The sequence below is a fragment of the Amycolatopsis sp. cg13 genome, assembly GCF_041346965.1.
Taxonomy (GTDB): Bacteria; Actinomycetota; Actinomycetes; order Mycobacteriales; family Pseudonocardiaceae; genus Amycolatopsis.
This window is the reverse complement of sequence record NZ_CP166848.1, coordinates 7,055,912-7,072,935: the sequence shown is the minus strand read 5'-3', so window position 1 is coordinate 7,072,935 and position 17,024 is coordinate 7,055,912. Positions and strand designations below refer to the sequence as shown.

The 17,024-nt window shown below is 67.8% G+C and carries 14 protein-coding genes; 6 read left to right on the top strand and 8 right to left on the bottom strand.

All coding sequences use genetic code 11. The annotated features are described in order from the left end of the window. Positions 1-62 precede the first annotated feature (62 nt). Complete coding sequence (locus tag AB5I40_RS33275; protein ID WP_370934160.1) at positions 63-1,538, top strand: LCP family protein; 1,476 nt, start codon at positions 63-65, stop codon at positions 1,536-1,538. Between the two features lie 526 nt (positions 1,539-2,064). Here the strand turns inward: AB5I40_RS33275 and AB5I40_RS33270 are convergent. Continuing rightward, entirely contained in the window at positions 2,065-3,198 is a 1,134-nt protein-coding gene (locus tag AB5I40_RS33270; protein ID WP_370934159.1) for a thioester domain-containing protein, read from the bottom strand. 294 nt (positions 3,199-3,492) lie between these two features. Here AB5I40_RS33270 and AB5I40_RS33265 point away from each other — a divergent pair, with 294 nt between their 5' ends. Further along, complete coding sequence (locus AB5I40_RS33265; protein WP_370934158.1) at positions 3,493-4,311, top strand: TIGR02569 family protein; 819 nt, start codon at positions 3,493-3,495, stop codon at positions 4,309-4,311. On the opposite strand, the gene AB5I40_RS33260 is transcribed toward AB5I40_RS33265, so the two are convergent. Next, positions 4,304-5,197, bottom strand: coding sequence for a 2-hydroxyacid dehydrogenase (locus AB5I40_RS33260; RefSeq protein WP_370934157.1), 894 nt, complete (start codon positions 5,195-5,197; stop codon positions 4,304-4,306). The genes AB5I40_RS33265 and AB5I40_RS33260 overlap by 8 nt on opposite strands. Continuing rightward, positions 5,194-6,471, bottom strand: coding sequence for an MFS transporter (locus AB5I40_RS33255; protein ID WP_370934156.1), 1,278 nt, complete (start codon positions 6,469-6,471; stop codon positions 5,194-5,196). The genes AB5I40_RS33260 and AB5I40_RS33255 overlap by 4 nt, the downstream gene beginning before the upstream one ends. Positions 6,472-6,591: 120 nt before the next feature. Between AB5I40_RS33255 and AB5I40_RS33250 the strand changes: the two genes are divergently transcribed. After that, on the top strand, positions 6,592-7,332 hold the full coding sequence (locus tag AB5I40_RS33250; RefSeq protein ID WP_370934155.1) for an IclR family transcriptional regulator: 741 nt from the start codon (positions 6,592-6,594) through the stop codon (positions 7,330-7,332). Positions 7,333-7,336: 4 nt separating this feature from the next. Here AB5I40_RS33250 and AB5I40_RS33245 read toward each other — a convergent pair whose 3' ends face one another. The 4 genes from AB5I40_RS33245 to AB5I40_RS33230 all read right to left on the bottom strand — a co-directional run bounded on the left by AB5I40_RS33245 (position 7,337) and on the right by AB5I40_RS33230 (position 13,551). Further along, entirely contained in the window at positions 7,337-8,206 is an 870-nt protein-coding gene (locus AB5I40_RS33245; RefSeq protein WP_370934154.1) for a trypsin-like serine protease, read from the bottom strand. Between the two features lie 465 nt (positions 8,207-8,671). Then, positions 8,672-10,219, bottom strand: a complete 1,548-nt coding sequence (locus AB5I40_RS33240) for an amidase (RefSeq protein ID WP_370940666.1) — start codon at positions 10,217-10,219, stop codon at positions 8,672-8,674. Positions 10,220-10,234: 15 nt separating this feature from the next. Continuing rightward, positions 10,235-12,805: an FtsX-like permease family protein gene (locus tag AB5I40_RS33235; RefSeq protein ID WP_370934153.1), complete on the bottom strand. Its 2,571-nt coding sequence runs from the start codon at positions 12,803-12,805 to the stop codon at positions 10,235-10,237. Between the two features lie 5 nt (positions 12,806-12,810). Beyond that, positions 12,811-13,551 (bottom strand): ABC transporter ATP-binding protein, encoded by a 741-nt coding sequence (locus tag AB5I40_RS33230; RefSeq protein ID WP_370934152.1) that lies wholly within the window; start codon positions 13,549-13,551, stop codon positions 12,811-12,813. A gap of 149 nt (positions 13,552-13,700) precedes the next feature. On the opposite strand from AB5I40_RS33230, the gene AB5I40_RS33225 reads away from it, so the two are divergent. The 3 genes from AB5I40_RS33225 to AB5I40_RS33215 all read left to right on the top strand — a co-directional run bounded on the left by AB5I40_RS33225 (position 13,701) and on the right by AB5I40_RS33215 (position 15,847). Further along, on the top strand, positions 13,701-14,900 hold the full coding sequence (locus tag AB5I40_RS33225; protein WP_370934151.1) for a sensor histidine kinase: 1,200 nt from the start codon (positions 13,701-13,703) through the stop codon (positions 14,898-14,900). Further along, positions 14,888-15,523, top strand: a complete 636-nt coding sequence (locus tag AB5I40_RS33220) for a response regulator (RefSeq protein WP_370934150.1) — start codon at positions 14,888-14,890, stop codon at positions 15,521-15,523. Before AB5I40_RS33225 ends, AB5I40_RS33220 begins: the two co-directional genes overlap by 13 nt. A gap of 123 nt (positions 15,524-15,646) precedes the next feature. Beyond that, positions 15,647-15,847 (top strand): hypothetical protein, encoded by a 201-nt coding sequence (locus AB5I40_RS33215; RefSeq protein ID WP_370934149.1) that lies wholly within the window; start codon positions 15,647-15,649, stop codon positions 15,845-15,847. Here AB5I40_RS33215 and AB5I40_RS33210 read toward each other — a convergent pair whose 3' ends face one another. Continuing rightward, positions 15,848-16,990, bottom strand: a complete 1,143-nt coding sequence (locus AB5I40_RS33210; RefSeq protein WP_370934148.1) for a 4-hydroxybenzoate 3-monooxygenase — start codon at positions 16,988-16,990, stop codon at positions 15,848-15,850. Positions 16,991-17,024: the final 34 nt, after the last annotated feature.

The following is a 17,024-nucleotide window of genomic DNA, read 5'->3' as shown; positions in this document are numbered from 1 at the left end:
AGGTGAGACGCCCGCTACCGTGGGTCCTTCGACCACCGGACGTGGCAGGAAGAGGAACCCCGATGCGTCGTCGCAAGACCTCCAGCGCGATCCGCGTCGCCCAGGTGCTTCTGGCCGTGGTTTCACTGCTCGTCCTCGGCGGCACCGCCTTCGCGTGGTCGAAGCTGAACCAGATCACCGACGGCCTGACCAGGTCCGATGTGATCGGCGCCGGCGCCGGTTCGCCGATGGGCGAGCAGAACATCCTGATGGTCGGCCTGGACACGCGCACCGACGCGGAGGGCAATCCGCTGCCGGAGGACGTGCTCGACCAGCTGCACGCGGGCGGCGCCGAGGACGGCGGCGATACGACGGACACGATGATCGTCGTGCATATCCCCGCCGGGGGCGGGAACGCCACGGCGATTTCCATCCCGCGTGACTCTTACGTCCAGCTTGCCGGGAAGTTCGGGAAGCACAAGATCAATTCGGCTTATACTTATGGGCAGATTGCCCGCAAGAACGAGTTGAAGGCCGCCGGCGAGTCCGGGACGCAGCTGGAGACCGACTCGGCTCAGGCTGGAGCCAAGACTGCTATCGAGACTGTGCAGCAGCTGACCGGGTTGACCATCACGCACTACGCCGCCGTGAATCTGGCCGGGTTTTACTACGTCAGCCAGGCTGTTGGCGGGATCCCGGTTTGCCTTAAGGCTCCGGTCAAGGACAGTTACTCCGGGGCCAATTTTCCTGCCGGGCCGCAGAATGTCGCCGGGGCGCAGGCGTTGCAGTTCGTGCGGCAGCGGCATGGGTTGCCCAATGGGGACCTTGATCGAATCAAGCGGCAGCAGGTTTTCATGGCCAGCATGGCCAAGACTATTCTTTCTGCTGGGACGTTGACGGATCCCGGCAAGTTGGATGCGTTGATCGGGGCGGTCAAGAAGGCTGTCGTTGTCGATACGAACTGGGATTTGCTGGGGTTTGCTCAGCAGTTGCACGGGATGAGTGCCGGGAGTATCAACTTCGTTACTATTCCGGTGGTTAGCATTACGTTGAAGACGCCTAATGACGGTGATGCCGTGCAGGTTGATCCTCAGCAGGTGCAGAAGTTTGTTCGGGAGCAGACTGGTTCTGCTTCTGCGCCGTCTTCCTCGGCTGGTGCGCCGCCGTCTTCTTCGACTGGGGATCCTGCGTTGGCTGCTTATGTGGTTGATGTGCGCAACTCGTCTGGGGTGGATGGGCTGGCCAACCGGGTTGCCGACAAGCTTGCTGCTGCCGGGTATTCGCGGGGGTCCGTTTCCAATAGTGCTACTCGGCGGACGTCCACTGTGTACTACGGGCGGGGGCAGCGTAGTCAGGCTGAGGCTATCGGCGAGAAGCTTGGCGGGGTTGCGGTGGCTTCGGATAATTCTCTTGAGAAGGATCATTTCCGGGTTTATTTGGGGCAGAAGTATTCGGATGACTCTGGGGTGCATCCGGCGTCTGCTCCGGCGGTTTTGCAGGGTCCTCCGGCGGGGAGTGCGCCGGATATTACTGCTGATGGGGTTACTTGCGTTAACTGACTGCTCGTGCTTCGCACATCGCGTCCGTTGCTGGCGTGGGGCACCCCGAAGCCCGATTGTGATGACGGTCTGGGGTGGCTTGTCAAGGCGGGAAAGATGCCTTGACAAGCCACCCCAGACCGCATTTTGGCTTCGTATCGGGGTGCGGGGGGGTGTGGGTGCCTGGTGAGTTGGGTGCACTGGCTGCGGTTTCGCGGGTGGGCGGTCTGTGAAGGGCTCCTTGAGGGAATTAGATTCCCTCAAGGAGCCCTTCACCGACGTCTGGAGGAGCGGGCGGCGGCGAGCGGTGGCTCTCGCACGCTCCGCGTGCGAGAGCGGCGGCAGCAGCAGCAGCGCAGCGGCAGCAGCAGCAGCGCAGCGGCAGCAGCAGCAGCAGCGCAGCGGCAGCGGCAGCGATAGCAGTGGTCGTGGTCGTGGCAGTGACAAGTGGCCGTGGTGCAGTGGTGCAATTGACTGCGCACATAGCAAAGCGGGCCAGTCCTCAAAGGACCGGCCCGCTCAGCTAGTGCGGATTACTGCGAGTAAATCAGGCGTTGCTCCGACGACGGCGAACCACCAGCAGCATCCCGCCGCCAGCGATCACCAGGGCCGCGCCGATGCCGATGGGCAGGGCGGCGTTCACGCCGGTGTTCGCCAGCGGGGTCTGGCCCGAGTTGTTGCCGCCAGCAGCAGGAGCAGTCGTCGCGGGCGCGGTGGTCACCGGGCCCGTTTCGGTCCACGTGCCGGTTGCGGCCGCTTCGACGCTGCTCTTCTGCGACTGCGCCACGATCAGCGACTGCGCCGGGTTGTCCGCGTAGTTCTTGGCCACGAACAGGCGACCCGTGTTGACGTCGCCAGCGGCCTTCACCGCGAGTTCGGCCGTGCCGGGCTTCGCGTCCTTCGGGACGTCCAGGAACAGCTTCGTGCCGTTCTTGATCGCCGAGGACTTGATCTCCTCGCCGTTCTCGCCGACGACCTTCACGCCCTCGGGGAGCTTGCTCGTGAAGTCGGTGACGCTGCCGGTCGTCGCGACGGTGAACGGGCCGATCTTCGTGCCCGCTTCGCCGCTCGCCTTGGCCGGCGTGATGCTCAGCGTCGGCTTCTTCTCCTCGACACCGGTGTTCGCGTCACCGGTCAGGTAGTTGTACAGCGCGAGAACGTCGGCCGCCTCGTCCGGGGAGCCGTTGGCCAGCGGGTTCTCGGCGTCGAGGTCCTTGCCGTCGCTGTAGTGCCACACCGCGGCCTGCGTCGCGGTCAGCGCTTCCTTCGTGGACAGACCGTCGTGGAGCTTGGCGCCCTTGCCGGTCAGCGTCTTCTCAAGCGACGCCACGTCCTCGGAGGGGAAGCTGTGGTGCAGCACCCAGTTGATGTTCTTGTTGTTCTTGCGGAACGGCGACTTCGCGTCGGGGTAGTCGTTCCAGGCGTGTTCGACCATCGTCTCGCCGAAGCGCGCGCCGACCTCGATCTGCACGCAGTACATCTTCGAGATGGCGCCGTCGGACAGCTTGAAGTTGAACAGCGTCGTCTGGACCTTGCCCTTGTCGGCGATGTTGACGTCGAAGCCCGACGTGCCGCCGTACACCAGCTCGCCCGAGGCCGCGCCGCTGCGCGCCGTGGGGGCGTTGTCGTCCGCGAGGGCGACCGGCGCGGCGATCATGAGCGCCGCCGCCGCGGAAGCCACCGCGGCCCCTCCCCGGACCAGAACTGACCTGCCGTGCATGCTTTCTCCCATCCAGTCCCGAACCACGAACGACGGACCGCGTGAGACCACATCTCCCCGACCACGACGGCCACCAATTCGGGTGAAGAATCCACCCAGTCAAGCGATGGCGAAGCATACACAGGGCTCACATGTGCACTGTGGGTGGTCCCCTGACTGCGCTTTAATACCACCAGTCGGAGTCGTTCCTCCCCTTGCGTTGCTCTGGGTACATGTGCGAAGAGCTGCGGAAACCCGAGAGAAAGGGCAGAACGGTTGAACAAGCAACCTCCGGCGGACGTGCTGGCCGCGTTCGGCTGCGCCGGCGATCCGGTTCGGCTGGAAGGCGGGAAAGGCGAGACCTGGCGCGCCGGGGACATCGTGTTGAAACCGGTGGAGTTCGCTCCGGAAACGCCGTGGCGGGCGGCGGCGCTCGCCGAGGTGGCGGAGTCGGCGGAGTTCCGGATCGCCCGGCCGCTGCGGACTCGCGACGGAGAGTGGATCGCCGGGAACGGGACATCCGGCGGTCATCCGTCGCTCGGCTGGGAGGCGAGTCTGCTGGTTCCCGGACGCCCGGACACTTCCCGGCCCGACGACGCGATTCGGGCCGGGATCGCGTTCCATCAGGCGATCGCCCACCTGCCGCGTCCGGACTTCCTCGACTTCCGCACTGATCCCTGGACCATCGGAGACCGGATGGCCTGGGGAGAATTGCCGCCCGAAGGCTCGGCGGCGGCTCGTGACCTCCTCCGCCCGTTGTTCGAGGCACGTCGTCCGGTCGAGTCGGCCGCGCAGGCGGTGCACGGCGATCTCCCCGGCAACGTCCTCTTCGCGCCGGGACAGCCGCCCGCGGTGATCGACTGGGCGATCTACTGGCGTCCCCCGGCCTGGGCCGCCGCGGTGGCGGTCGCCGACGCGTTGTGCTGGTACGACGCGGAGCCCAGCCTGATCGACCGCTGGGCGCATCTGCCTGAATGGCAGCAGATGCTGATCCGCGCGCTCATCTACCGGATCGTCACGCACGACCTGGCCGGACAGTGGACGCCCGACCAGATCGCCGCGTATCAGCCCGCCATCGCGGCCGTGCTCAGTTGACCAGGTTCTCCAGCGGCTCGCCCTTCGCGTAGTGCGCGAGCTGGCGTTCGGCCAGCCGCTTGGCGCGCGGGTAGAACGAGTCCGAGCCGCCCGCGATGTGCGGGGTGACGATCGCGCCGTCGAGCGTCCACAGTGGATGGTCGGCGGGCAGCGGTTCCGGGTCGACGACGTCGAGCGCCGCGCGCAGGCGGCCGGCGGCGACCTCGGCGGTGAGCGCGTCGGTGTCGACGGCGGTGCCGCGGCCGACGTTCACGATCAGGGCCGTGTCCGGCAGCAGAGCAAGTTCCGGCGCGCCGAGAAGGCCGCGGGTCTGCGGGGTGTCGGGCAGGACCAGCACCACGATGTCCGCGGTCGGCAGGAGGTCCGGCAGTTCGGCGATGCCGTGCACGCCGGAGCGAGCGGTGCTGGCGACCCGGACCACCTCGGCCTCGCCCGCATCCAGGTAGCGCTCGATGGCGCGGCCGATCGAGCCGTAGCCGACCAGCAGGACGCGGCAGTCGGCGAGCGAGCGCGTGTGCACCCGGTCCCACGAACCGGTCTGCTGCTGTGCGAACCAGCGCGGGAAATACCGTTGCGCGGCAAGGATCAGCGCGAGCGTGTGCTCGGCGACGCTGAGGTCGTGCAGGCCCCGGCCGTTCGCCAGCCGCACACCGGACGGGACGAGCGGCAGCAGGTTGTCGTAGCCCGCGGAAAGCGTCTGGACCGCGCGCAGCGACGGCAGCTGCGGGATGAGCTTCGCCGCCGCCGGGCCCTGGTCGTAGGGCAGGACGTAGAACTCGACGTCGTCGAGGCCGTCCGGCGGGGTGCCGCGGCCGTCCCACACGACCGCGTCGAGTTCGGCCGGGACGGAAATGTCGGACCAGGGCACCAGTACACGCGCGGTCATGCTCGCCTTTCCTTCGTTTTCACCGGAACCGCGAGCACCAGCACCGCGGCTGCGGCCATTGTCCCCGCCAGCATCAAGAACGCGGCTGCCGTGCTGCCGGTGGCGGTTTCGAGCCAGCCCACCAGGTACGTCCCGAGGAACCCGCCGAGCGCGCCGGCCGCGTTGATCACGGCCACCGCCACCCCGGCGGTCCGCTGCGGCAGCAGTTCGGAAATCAACGCGAAGAACGGGCCGTACGGCGCGTACAAGGCCACCGCGGCGATCGCCAGCAGGACGAATGCCCACCAGAAATGCTGCTTCCCCAAGAGATACGAACCGTAGAACGCGACCGCGCCGGCGAGCAGCCACGGCCAGACGTATCGGCGACGCACGCCGGATCGGTCCGAGCTGCGCGAGTTGATCAGCATCGCAACCACGGCGAACGCGTACGGGATCGCCGACAGCAAACCGGTCGCGCCGATTCCGGCGGACGAACCCGCCTTCACGATCGACGGCAGCCAAAACACGAAGCCGTAAACTCCGATGCTCCACAACAGATACTGCGCCGACAGCAGCAGAACCGCCTTGGACCGCAACGCTTCCCGCACCGGACGGTCCGCCGGTTCCGGCAGCTGCGCCTGTTCCGCGGCGATCGCGCGCTCGATCGCGTCGCGACCGGCCGGGTCGAGCCACTGCGTGTCGGCGGGCCGGTCGCGGACCTGTGCGCGGAACACGAAAGCCCAGATCAGCGCCGGGATTCCCTCGATGATGAACATGCCGCGCCAGGACGTCGCCTCGATCAGATACCCGGACAACGCCGACAGCCACATCACCGTGACCGGGTTGCCGAGGATGAGGAAAGCGTTGGCCCGTCCGCGTTCGGCCTTCGTGAACCAGCGCGCGAGCAGCACGACGAGCGCGGGCAGCACCGCCGCTTCCACCGCGCCGAGCAGGAACCGCACCACGATCAGCACCGGCACCGAACTGAGCAGGCCCTGCGCGGTCGCGAGGACGCCCCACGCGAGCACCGACCAGAAGATCAGGCTCCGCACGCTGCGGCGGTCGGCGTAGAGGACGCCGGGGACCTGCAGGAGGAAGTAGCCGAGGAAGAACGACGCGCCGATCAGCCCGGACGTCGTGCTCGTGAGGTTCAGGTCCTCGGCCATGCCGCCCGCGGTCGCGATCGAGAAGTTCGACCGGTCGAGGTAGGCGAGGCTGTAGGTGACGAAGACGATCGGGATCAGCCGCAGCCAGCGCTGCCGCCCGAGCGTGCCCGCCTGCTCGACGGTGTTCATCCGGTACTCCTGTCGCCGCTGACCCAAGTCCTTGACGCGCTTTCCGTCATATGGAAAGCTATTCCGCAATGCGGTGAGAGGCAGTGTGCGTCGCCGCGCCCGGGACGTCAAGGGGGTCCGATGGCGGACATGGTCGGCAAGGCTTTGCGGGTGCTGTCCCTGCTCGGCGGCTACCCCGAAGGCGTGCCGCTGTCCGAGCTCGCGCGCGCCGCCGGATATCCGGTGAGCACCACGCATCGGCTGCTCAGTTCCTTGCAGAGCGAGGGATTCGCGCGCAACGACCCGATTTCGAAGCGGTACTCGCTGGGGCTGCGGCTGTTCGAGCTTGGCCAATCGGTGTCGCAGGCGCGCGGGTTCGCCGGCGTCGCGCTGCCGGTCATGCAGAAGGTGTCCGCGGAGACCGGCGAGCCGACGCTGCTGGCTGTGCTGGACGGGCACAACCAGGTTTACGTGCACTCGGTGCAGGGCTCGCAGCGGCTGCAGATCCGCGGTGAGCCCGGTGCGCGCGGGCCGTTGCACTGCACGTCGATGGGCAAATGCCTGGTCGCGTTCGCGTCGAACCGGGACGAGTTGGTCGCTTCGCTGGACCTGCCGGAGCTGGGCCCGCGCACGATCACCGCGCGCGAGGCGTTCGCGGCGGAGATCGCGGCCGTGCGCGAGCGTGGTTTCGCGATCGCCGACGAGGAGCACGAGGAAGGCATCCGCGCGGTCGGTGTTCCGATCCGGACTCCCGACGGGACCGCGATCGCCGCGTTGTCCACCGCGGCACCGGCTTACCGGCTGAGCGTTGCTCAGCTAGAGGAGTTCGTGCCCGCTTTGCGTGCTGCCGCCCGGGAATTGGCGGCGTTGCTGCCCCGGTGAGGGCTTATTCGCCGATCTCACCCCTGATCCACGACACGAGCTGGTCCACGCGCGCCGCGGTTTCGGTGCCGGGCTGAGGGCAGTCGGGGCCGAAGTTCTCGACCGCGATCAGCGTGTTCTTTCCCTTGATCGGTACGAAGAACGGCGAACCTGAGTCGTCCGGGCATGGGCTGTTCTCGACGGTGCGCTTCTTCAGCGGGTCCAGGGTGATCTCGTTCTTGCGCACTTCGGCGACTTGGAAATCGCCGCGTTTGATGTGGTCGGTCTGCACGATGACCTTGGCGGACAGCGAACCCCATCCGACGAAGGTCGTGTGCTGGCCCGGATCCGGCGGACCGTCCGGGAGCGCGAGCGGTTCGATGTCGGTGACCGGCTCGGACAGCTTGGCGATCGCGAGGTCGTTCACCGCGGACTGGCGCGTGTCCACGATCTTCAGCACGTGCCCGCGCGGGTCGGAGTCGGTGAGCTTCCCGATCGCGGCGGTCATCGTGTAGTCGGGTTTGCCGCTGACGCGGGTTCCGTCGAGGTCGTGGAAGCAGTGGCCGGCGGTGACGATCCATTGCGGAGCGATGAGCGAACCGCTGCAGCCGCCGGTGCGGACGCCGCCGCCCTTCTCCGGAATGTCCTTTGAGGACAGCTTGACGCTGAACGGGGTGGGGTGGTCGGGCAGCGCGGGCGCGGAGGCCTGCGAGGACGCCGGCGCCTTGCCGCCGGTTCCACCGCTGACCGTGCTGCTGGCGTTGCCCGCGCTGCCGCTGGCCCCGCGCGCGACGGCGACGTTGGACACCGGTTTGGCGGTCTGGGCCTCCGCGGTCCGCTGCAGGCCGACGTAGGCACCGGCGAGCCCGGCCCCCAGGACCGTGGCGACGGCCACGGCACCCAGCCGAAGGCTCGCCCGCTGCGCGGAACGTGACTTTGCGTGCACCACGGGGTCCAAGATAGCGAAGTAGTTAACCCGAATGAGTGAGCGTGCCCGATTAATCCGGTGACTGAGGTAGAAACTGACGCCTCCGATACGGCGGGTCGGGGGTTGGTCACGGAACGCTAACGGTGCCGGGGCGTTTTGCCTGGAGGCTGGGCCGTTCGGGCGCAAGGGGCGAATTTCGGGGGTTGATCCCGATCAGCGGGACACCCAGGCGCTGGGTTCGGCCTTGAGTACTGGCTGCTCCGCACTGGGGTGACATCGAGTGCATGCCGCTCGGCCAAGGTGGTGCTCGGCGGCGAAGGGAAAGTACGTGAGGGGAACCCTGAGGGAATCTGATTCCCTCAGGGTTCCCCTCACGTACTTCGGCACCGCGCGCCAAGCCCGTCGACAAAGGCGAGCCCCGGCGCTGACCGCCTACGCAGCGAGCAGATACCGCGGTGCCTGCCGCGCGTGGGTCGCCTGCTCGTACGCGTAGGCGAAGCCCAGCAGCTGCGCATCGCGGTATTTGGTGCCCAGGAACGAGATTCCGACTGGCAGCGGGCCCGCGAATCCGGCTGGCACCGTGATGTTCGGGTAGCCAGCCACGGAAGTGTTGCGGGTGCTGCTCAAGAATCGAGGGTCGCCCGGGCGGTCCAGCGGTGAGGCGGGCAAGCCGCTCAGAGTGACGATCGCGTCCAGGCCGTTCGACGCCAGGACGTCGTCGATCGAACGTTGCGCGATGCCCGTCGCGGCGGCGCGGTGGCGGCGGTAGGTCTGGTCGTTCAGGTTGCCGTCGGCGGCGTTCGCTTCGACAAGCAGGTTTTGGTCGAACAGCGGCATTTCGACGTCGCGATGCTGGTCGTTGTAGGCGATCAGCTCCGACAGGTTCCGCGGGTGTTCGCCGGGAGTCGCGGCGAGGTAGGCGTTCAGGTCGTGTTTGAACTCGGTCAGCAGCGCGGGGAGCAGATCCGGTTTGACTGACCACGAGATGTCCTCGACGTCTGCCCCGTCAACGACCGTCGCGCCCAGCGAACGCAGAGTGTGCACTGTGGACTCGAAGATGCGATCGGACTGTTGGTCGATGCCAGCGTGCCCCTTTCGCCAGATGCCGATTCGCTTGCCGCGCAGGGCATTTCGGTCCAGTCGAAGGTCCTTCGGGAACGTCGCCGCGGCTGAGGCGGGGTCGGCTGGGTCGGCACCCGCCAGCACGGAGAGGGTGAGTGCGGCGTCGGTGACGTTGCGCGCGATCGGGCCGGGAGTGTCGTGCTGGCCGGTGATCGGTACGACACCGCTGCGGCTCACTACGCCGAGGCTGGTCTTCACGCCAACAGTCGACGTCGCGGCCGCCGGGCAGACGATTGAACCGTCGGTCTCGGTGCCGATGGCGACGGTCGCCAGACCGGCCGCCGCGGCGACTGCCGAGCCGCTCGACGAACCGCATGGGCTGCGGTCCAGTGCGTAGGGATTGCGGGTCTGTCCGGCGACGCCGCTCCAGCCGGGAATCTGTCCCGTTGAGCGGAAGTTCGACCATTCCGACAGGTTCGCTTTGCCGAGCACGACCGCACCGGCGGAGCGCAGGCGCTGGACTAGGAAGGCGTCCTTCGCCGGACGTGCGCCGAGCATCGCGGTCGAACCCGCGGTGGTGGTTTGCCGGTCCGCGGTGTCGGTGTTTTCCTTCAGCAGCAACGGGATTCCTTCCAGGAAACCGCGAGAAGCGTGCGTCCGGCGGCGGGTGTCGCTCTCCTTTGCCGCCGCCAGTGCGTCCGGATTGGTTTGCACGACGGCGTGCAACCGCGGGTTCAGTTCTTCGATGCGGCGCAGGTAGCCGCGGGTCAGTTGTTCCGAGGTCAACTGACGATGATCCATCGCACGCTGCAGATCGGGAATCGTGGACTGGTCGAGAAAGCGAGCCGGTGCGGCGTCCGCCGCGGCGGGCAGGAGCAGGCCCGCCGCGGTGAGGACCGCCACCGAAAGCTGTTTCAGCAAGGTTTTTCCTTCTTATTCGCGGAGGCCGATGGCGTCGATGGGCTTGGCGCGCAGGGTGACCCGAGTGGACAGACCGAGCGAGACCAGGCTGAGCAGGAAAGCTCCGGCGATGATTCCGCCGAACACGGCGGGCGTTCCGGACGGCAGCAGCGTGTCGCGCGTCGCGAGGTTCAGCAGGGCCAGCGGAATCGCCGCTACCACCGTGCCGAGCAGTACCGCGATCCCGGCAGTCGTCAGCGCTTCCAGACGCATCATTCGCACGACTTGGCCGCGTGTGGTGCCGATCAGCCGCAGCAGCGCGAATTCCCGGGAGCGCTGCGCCGTGGTCATCACCAGCGTGTTGGCCACCGAGATCACCACGTAGCCGAGGATCACGCCGACCGCGACCAGGTTCAGGTAGAACTGCTGCTGGCTCGCCGAGTTGGCCGCCGCGGACACCGTGGCGCCGGGCGCGACGGTGAGGCCTGGGTAGCGCGTGCTGAGCTCGGCCAGTGCGGCGCTCACTGCGGCCGGGTCCGCGTTCGGGTCTTGGCGCACCAAAACGGAACTGTCCATCCGGTCGCCGGTGTGCGAGCGGGCGAGGTCGGCGGGCAGCACGTACTCGCCGAACGCCTGGTTGTGCGTGTAGACGGCGACCAGTTTCACCTTCGCCGGGCGGCCGTCGGCGAACCAGAAGTCGACCTCGTCGCCGATTTTCTTGTCGTACCAATCGGCTTCGCCCTTGCTCATCGCGACGGTGTCGCCGCGCAGGTCGGCCAGATTCCCGGACACCACACCGAGATCGAGCACGCCGCGCACCTGGTCGCCGTTCAATCCCTGCGCCGGGTACTTCATCACGCGCAGCCGCTTCTCCTCCGGCACCGTGGTGACCACGTCGGTGCGGATCACCGAGGTGGCCGCCGCGACGCCGGGGACTGCCCGTGCCGCCGCGGCGACTTCCGGAGACAGCGCGCCGGTGGTGCTGGTCAAGACGTGGTCTGCGGTGGTCGACCGGACGGCTTGTTCCTGCCGGGCCGCGGCGGACGACGTCTGGCTGTAGAACATCGAGATCGCGAAGGCGACCGCCAGCATCACCGGGGTCACCGCCGACGCGAGACGGCGGGCGTTGGCCTGGTTGTTCGCGGCGGCCAGGTAGCCGCTGATCCGCGAGACGCCGGAGTAGACCGGGGCGATGATCCGGGTCATGAAGGCGACCACCCTCGGCCCGAGCACCGAGAGCCCGATCACGACCACCAGTGCGGACATCGAGGAGGCCGCGAGCGCGCCGTCGCCGGTGACGTACATCGGGACGGTCGCGCCGCCGAAGCCGGCCACCACCAGCAGCCAGCCGATGAGGAGGCGGGTCCGACCGAGTTCACGACGTTCGACAGCTGCCTCGCCAAGCGCTTCGATCGGGCGGATCGACGACGGACGCCGTGCCGCCGACCACGCGGCCAGCCGCGCCGCTCCCAAGCCCAGCAGGAACGCGACAATGAGCGGGATCGGGCCGACCGCGAGGTCGAAGTCCTGCGGGATCACGCCGACCCCGGCGAAGGCGTTGCGCAATCCGTAGGCCACGGCCACGCCCAAACCCGCGCCGAACACTCCGGCGGTGATCGCGACCAGCATCGTTTCGGCGCCGATCAGCTTGCGGATCTGCTTCGGCGTGGCCGCGATCGCCCGCAGCAGGGCGAATTCCCGGCGGCGCTGGTTGATCACCAAGGCCAGCGTGCTCGACACGACGAACACCGCGACCAGGATCGCGAACCCGCCGAACGAACCCGCGAGGGCGAACAGCAGCACCCGGGTCTGGCTCACGTCGAGGAATTCGACGGTGCTGCGCCCGACGCCGGTCGTCACCGTGACCGGTTGCCCGCTGACCGCCTCGCTGATGCGGGTTTCCAAGTCCCCTGTAGACACTCCGGGCTCGGCCAGCACGCCGATCGCGTGCACCTGGCCGGGTTTCCCAGAAAGGTCAGCGGCGCGCGCGGCGGAGAAGAACATTGCCGACTGTCGCGGCAAACCGTTGCCGGTTTTGGGCGCGGCGATGCCGGTGACGCGGAAGTCCATGGGCGTGGAACGGGTCGAGATCCGCACCGTGCTGCCGACCGAAACCCCGCCGCGAGCCGCGAGCTCCGCGTCGAGAACGACTTCGTTCGCCGCTTCGGGAGCGTGGCCTTCGCGCAACGAGAACGGAGCCAGCACGGCCGAGTCCCAGTTGTGTCCCCGCGACTGGGCGCCGTTCGGACCGGTGAGCACCTGCCCGCTGGACGTCACGACGTTCGCCGGGAAGTCCTGCTCCGGCACCGCCTGACGCACGCCGGGCACTCCGGAGATCTTGGTGATCAGCGTCTCCGGCACCGTGGTCTGCTCGCTGATCTGCTCGGACTCGCCGAAATCCGCGCCCGGCGGTTTCGTGGTCTGCGGGCCGCCGACCACCACCGCGGCCTCGGCGTAACGCTGGGTCGGGACTCCGGCGCGCAGACCGGACTCCATGAGGATGCCGCAGCCCGCGACGAGCGCGGTGCCGCAGAGGATCGCGATGAACGCGCCGACGAACCCGCTCAGCCGGGCCTTCGTCGTTTGCAGAGCCAACGACCACATGGCGGTCACCACTCCCCGAGGTGGGTCATCCGCTCGGCGACCCGCTCCGGGGTCGGCTGCGGGAGGTGGCCGGCGAGCTTGCCGTCGGCGAGGAACAGCACTCCGTGCGCGGCGGACGCGGCAACCGGGTCGTGGGTGACCATCAACACGGTCTGGCCAATCTGGTCGACCACGGTGCGCAACAGGTCGAGCACCTGGCGCGCGGTGCGGGTGTCGAGCGCGCCGGTCGGTTCGTCGGCGAGCACGACCTCGGGGCGGGTGATCAGCGCGCGGGCGATCGCGACGCGCTGCTGCTGTCCGCCGGAGAGTTCCGCCGGGCGATGCTCCAGCCGCTTCGCGATGCCGACGCCGTCGACGATCTCGCGCAGCCAGCGGGCGTCCGGTTTCTTGCCCGCGAGACGCATCGGCAGGGTGATGTTCTGCAGCACATTCAGCGACGGCAGCAGGTTGTAGGCCTGGAAAATGAACCCGATCCGGGTCCGGCGCAATTCGGTGAGCGACCGCTCGCGGAGCCCGCCGAGTTCGGTTTCGCCGAGCAGCACCTTGCCCGAACTCGGCCGGTCCAGACCAGCCGCGCAGTGCAGGAAGGTGCTCTTGCCCGAACCTGAGGGCCCCATGACCGCGGTGAAGGAGCCCCGCTGGATCCCGACCGACACCCCGTCCAGCGCGGTGACCGCGCCGTCGCCGGAGCCGTAGATCTTGCGCACCGCTTCCAGCCTCAGGGCGTGTGTACCGCCTGTGTTCATCTTCGCGTCGCTCCTCGGACCAGCAGATTCTCTGTCGGTATCGAAGTTATGGCGGCGGGCGCGCGGAAACGATCCCGAGCGCGGGAGTCTTGGGGGTAGCGCAGGCACCACCACGTCCGGTGGGGAGGTCCTAATGGGACAATGCGGGAGTGAAAAGCCGGCTGCGCTCGTGGTGGTCCGGACTCCGCTATCTGCTGGTGGGGGCCGCGACCTCGTTCCTCGCCCTGCTGCTCTTTTTCGCGATGGCCATCGTGCTCGCGACGTGCTTGATCGGCGTCGGGATCCCGGCGCTGCCGGTCGCTCTGAAGCTGATCCGCTACCCGCTGCGCTTCGAACGCCGCCGCGCCGGCCGCAGGCTCGGCGAGCCGATCGCCGAGCCGTACGCCAACGTTTCGCCGATCCGCGACCCGGCGAGCCTGCGGGATCTCGCGTGGCTGGCGTTGCATGCCGTGGTCGGCTTCATCGTCGGGGTGCTCGCGTTCAGCCTGCCGCTCGGCGGACTGCGCCAGATCCTCACCGGCGTGTTCTGGTGGCTGGTGCCCGGCGGAATCCAGAGCTCGCTGGAGTTCATGGTGAACTCGTGGCCGTCGGCCGCGCTCTGCGTGTTCACCGGGCTCGTCATGATCGCGCTCACGTTCTGGGCCTCGCCGCTGGCGCGCTGGCAAGCCCTTGCGGCGCGGGCGCTTCTCGGTCCGCGGCCCGGTGCTTCGCTGACCGACCGGGTCGTCGAGCTGACCGCGACCCGCGCCGCCGCGCTCGAGGCGCACGGCGCCGAACTCCGCCGTCTCGAACGTGATCTGCACGACGGCACGCAAGCTCGGCTGTCCGCGGTCGTGCTGCAGCTCGGTGTCGCCGATCAGCTTTTCGAAGGGAATCCGGCCAAGGCAAGGGAATTGCTCGGCAAGGCGCAGGACGCGGCGACCGAAGCGCTCGCCGAATTGCGCACCGTCGTGCGGAGCATTCACCCGCCGCTGCTGACCGACCGCGGCCTCGCCGGCGCGATCACCGCTCTCGCCGATCGGTGCGCGGTTCCGTGCACTGTGGACATTCGCAGCAGCGCGCGCCGACCAGCCGCGGTCGAGGCGGCGGCGTACTTCATCGTCGCCGAAGCGCTGGCTAACGTGACCAAGCATTCCGGTGCCGAACAGGCGTCGATTACGCTCGACGGCACCATCGACACCCTGCGGATCGAAATCCGCGACGACGGCCGCGGCGGCGCGGACGAATCCCAAGGCAGCGGGCTGGCCGGGATCCGGAAACGCGCCGAGGCCTTCGACGGGACGGTCACGCTCACGAGCCCGCCCGGTGGACCGACTGTTCTGGAAGTGGAGTTGCCATGCGGGTCGTGATCGTCGAGGACGACGCCCTGCTGCGAGAAGGTTTGGTGCTGCTGCTCGACACCTCGGGCATCGAGGTCGCCGCGGCGTTCGACAACACCGACGAATTCCTCGCGTTCGTTCGCGAGGACCGGCCGGACGCGGTGATCACCGACGTCCGGCTGCCCCCGACGCACACCGACGAGGGCCTGCGCGCGGCCGTGGAGGCGCGGCAGCTGCACCCCGGGCTGCCGGTGCTGGTGCTGTCCGCACATGTCGAAACCGGCTACGCGGCCGAGCTCCTCGCGGACGGCAAGGGCGCGGTCGGCTACCTGCTCAAGGAACGCGTCGGCAAGGTCGCCAAGTTCCTCGACTCGCTGCACCGCGTTGCGGAAGGCGGCACGGCGATGGACCCCGAGGTGGTGACCCAGCTGCTGGCCCACCGCCGCGACCCGATCGACGCGCTCACCGCGCGCGAACGCGAGGTGCTCGGGCTGATGGCGGAGGGGTACAACAACGCCACGATCGCGGAACTGCTGGTGGTGAGCGACGGGACGGTGCTCAAGCACATCCGCAACATCTTCGCGAAACTCGGCTTGCCGGAGGACAGCGGACACCGGCGGGTGCTGGCGGTGCTGGCCTACCTGCGCTCGTGAGTGCCAATCCCGGTTCTAACCGGGATTGGCACTCACGAGCCCTTCTTGGTAGCGCAGGCACCACCGTGAAGTTGGGCGTGCACGGCATGGTTGGCGCGCTGGCCGGTCCATAGTGTTCTCGGCATGGAGACTTCCCGAAGCCGCACCGCTGGCGGCCCTGCTGTTACTGCTTTGCTGTGGCTGGTTTTTCTCGCCGGTGCCGCTGCTAATTCGATCGGCCAGTTCGCTGGGCTGGAGGACACTTACCGGTATATCGGGGGTGGCATCGCGGCGGCGTGCTTGGTGATTCTGCTGGTGCGTTTTTTGGCGCGGCGGAAGGATTGATCAGGCGAGCCCGGCGATGAACTCGCTTAGTCGGCGGTTTGCTGGGCCGGGCTTGAATAGGCCTTCCAGCTCTGCGCGGGCGGCTTGGCGTCGGAACTCGCCTTCGTAGGTGGAGTTACCGGCGTTGTGTACTAGCTCGGTCCACCAGCTTGCGAAGGCTTGGTACTTCCAGATGTGGCGCAACGCCGTAGTCGAGTAGCTGTTTAGCAGGCTTGAATCCCCTTCTTTCCGGTAGCGGACAACGGCGTCCGCGAACAGCTCGGCATCGTGCAAGGCCAGGTTCATCCCCTTCGCGCTCATGGGCGGGACGATGTGCGCAGCGTCGCCGAGGAGGTACAGGCGGCCGTGATTCATCGTGCTGTGCACCACGCTTCGCAACGGCACCATCTGCGTACTCGCGATCGGACCCCTCGTCATGGGTTCCTCGAAACGGGCTTCGATCTCCGTCCAAATGCGGTCGTCGGTCCATTCCGCCAAGGAGCTGTCCAGCGGGCATTGCAGATAGAACCGGCTTGCCTGCGGGCCTCGGGCGAATTGACCGGCGAAGCCACGGGAGTGGAGTGCCATCATGGATTGGTGATTGGCGGGTACTTCCGCCAATACCGTCAGCCAGGCGTAGCCGTATTCGTGGGTGTAGCGCGTGAGGTCCGGGATCGCGGCTCGGCTGACGCCGCGGTCTCCGTCGCAGCCGGCGATGAATTCGCAGGCGATCGTTCGGTTATCTGGGCAGCGGACCAGCGGACGGTCGAGGTTCTCGATCGATGCCTCCACGGAGAAGCGGAGATCTCCGCCGTCGGCGAGGAAAACTTCGATCAGGTTTCGGACCAAAAGCTGCTGCGGGCAGAACCGCCCATCGTCCTGGTCGTCGGCGGACAGGGCTAATGGGCGGGTTTCGCCGTCGATGCGGAAGTTCAGCACCGGCTGGGTCGGGACGCCGCCGACGACCCGGTCTTCCAGGCCGTGTGCGCGGAACATCCGGGCGGCCCGGGTGTCGACGACTCCGGCTCGCTGGCGTTGTCCGACGTACTCCAGGCTGCGCTTTTCCACGATGACGCAGTCGATTCCGCTGTGCAGCAGGAAAATTCCCAGGGTGAGCCCGGCGACTCCGGCGCCCACGATCACTACAGCGGTCTTCTCGTCCACTTCGGACGGTGTTGCGGTCATGTCTCCAGGTTCG

Excerpts from the sequence above, each read along its gene's own strand:
- AB5I40_RS33275 (WP_370934160.1), top strand. The coding sequence starts at position 63 with ATGCGTCGTCGCAAGACCTCCAGCGCGATCCGCGTCGCCCAGGTGCTT.
- AB5I40_RS33260 (WP_370934157.1), bottom strand. The coding sequence starts at position 5,197 with ATGACCGCGCGTGTACTGGTGCCCTGGTCCGACATTTCCGTCCCGGCC.
- AB5I40_RS33255 (WP_370934156.1), bottom strand. The coding sequence starts at position 6,471 with ATGAACACCGTCGAGCAGGCGGGCACGCTCGGGCGGCAGCGCTGGCTG.
- AB5I40_RS33250 (WP_370934155.1), top strand. The coding sequence starts at position 6,592 with ATGGCGGACATGGTCGGCAAGGCTTTGCGGGTGCTGTCCCTGCTCGGC.
- AB5I40_RS33235 (WP_370934153.1), bottom strand. The coding sequence starts at position 12,805 with ATGTGGTCGTTGGCTCTGCAAACGACGAAGGCCCGGCTGAGCGGGTTC.
- AB5I40_RS33230 (WP_370934152.1), bottom strand. The coding sequence starts at position 13,551 with ATGAACACAGGCGGTACACACGCCCTGAGGCTGGAAGCGGTGCGCAAG.
- AB5I40_RS33220 (WP_370934150.1), top strand. The coding sequence starts at position 14,888 with ATGCGGGTCGTGATCGTCGAGGACGACGCCCTGCTGCGAGAAGGTTTG.
- AB5I40_RS33215 (WP_370934149.1), top strand. The coding sequence starts at position 15,647 with ATGGAGACTTCCCGAAGCCGCACCGCTGGCGGCCCTGCTGTTACTGCT.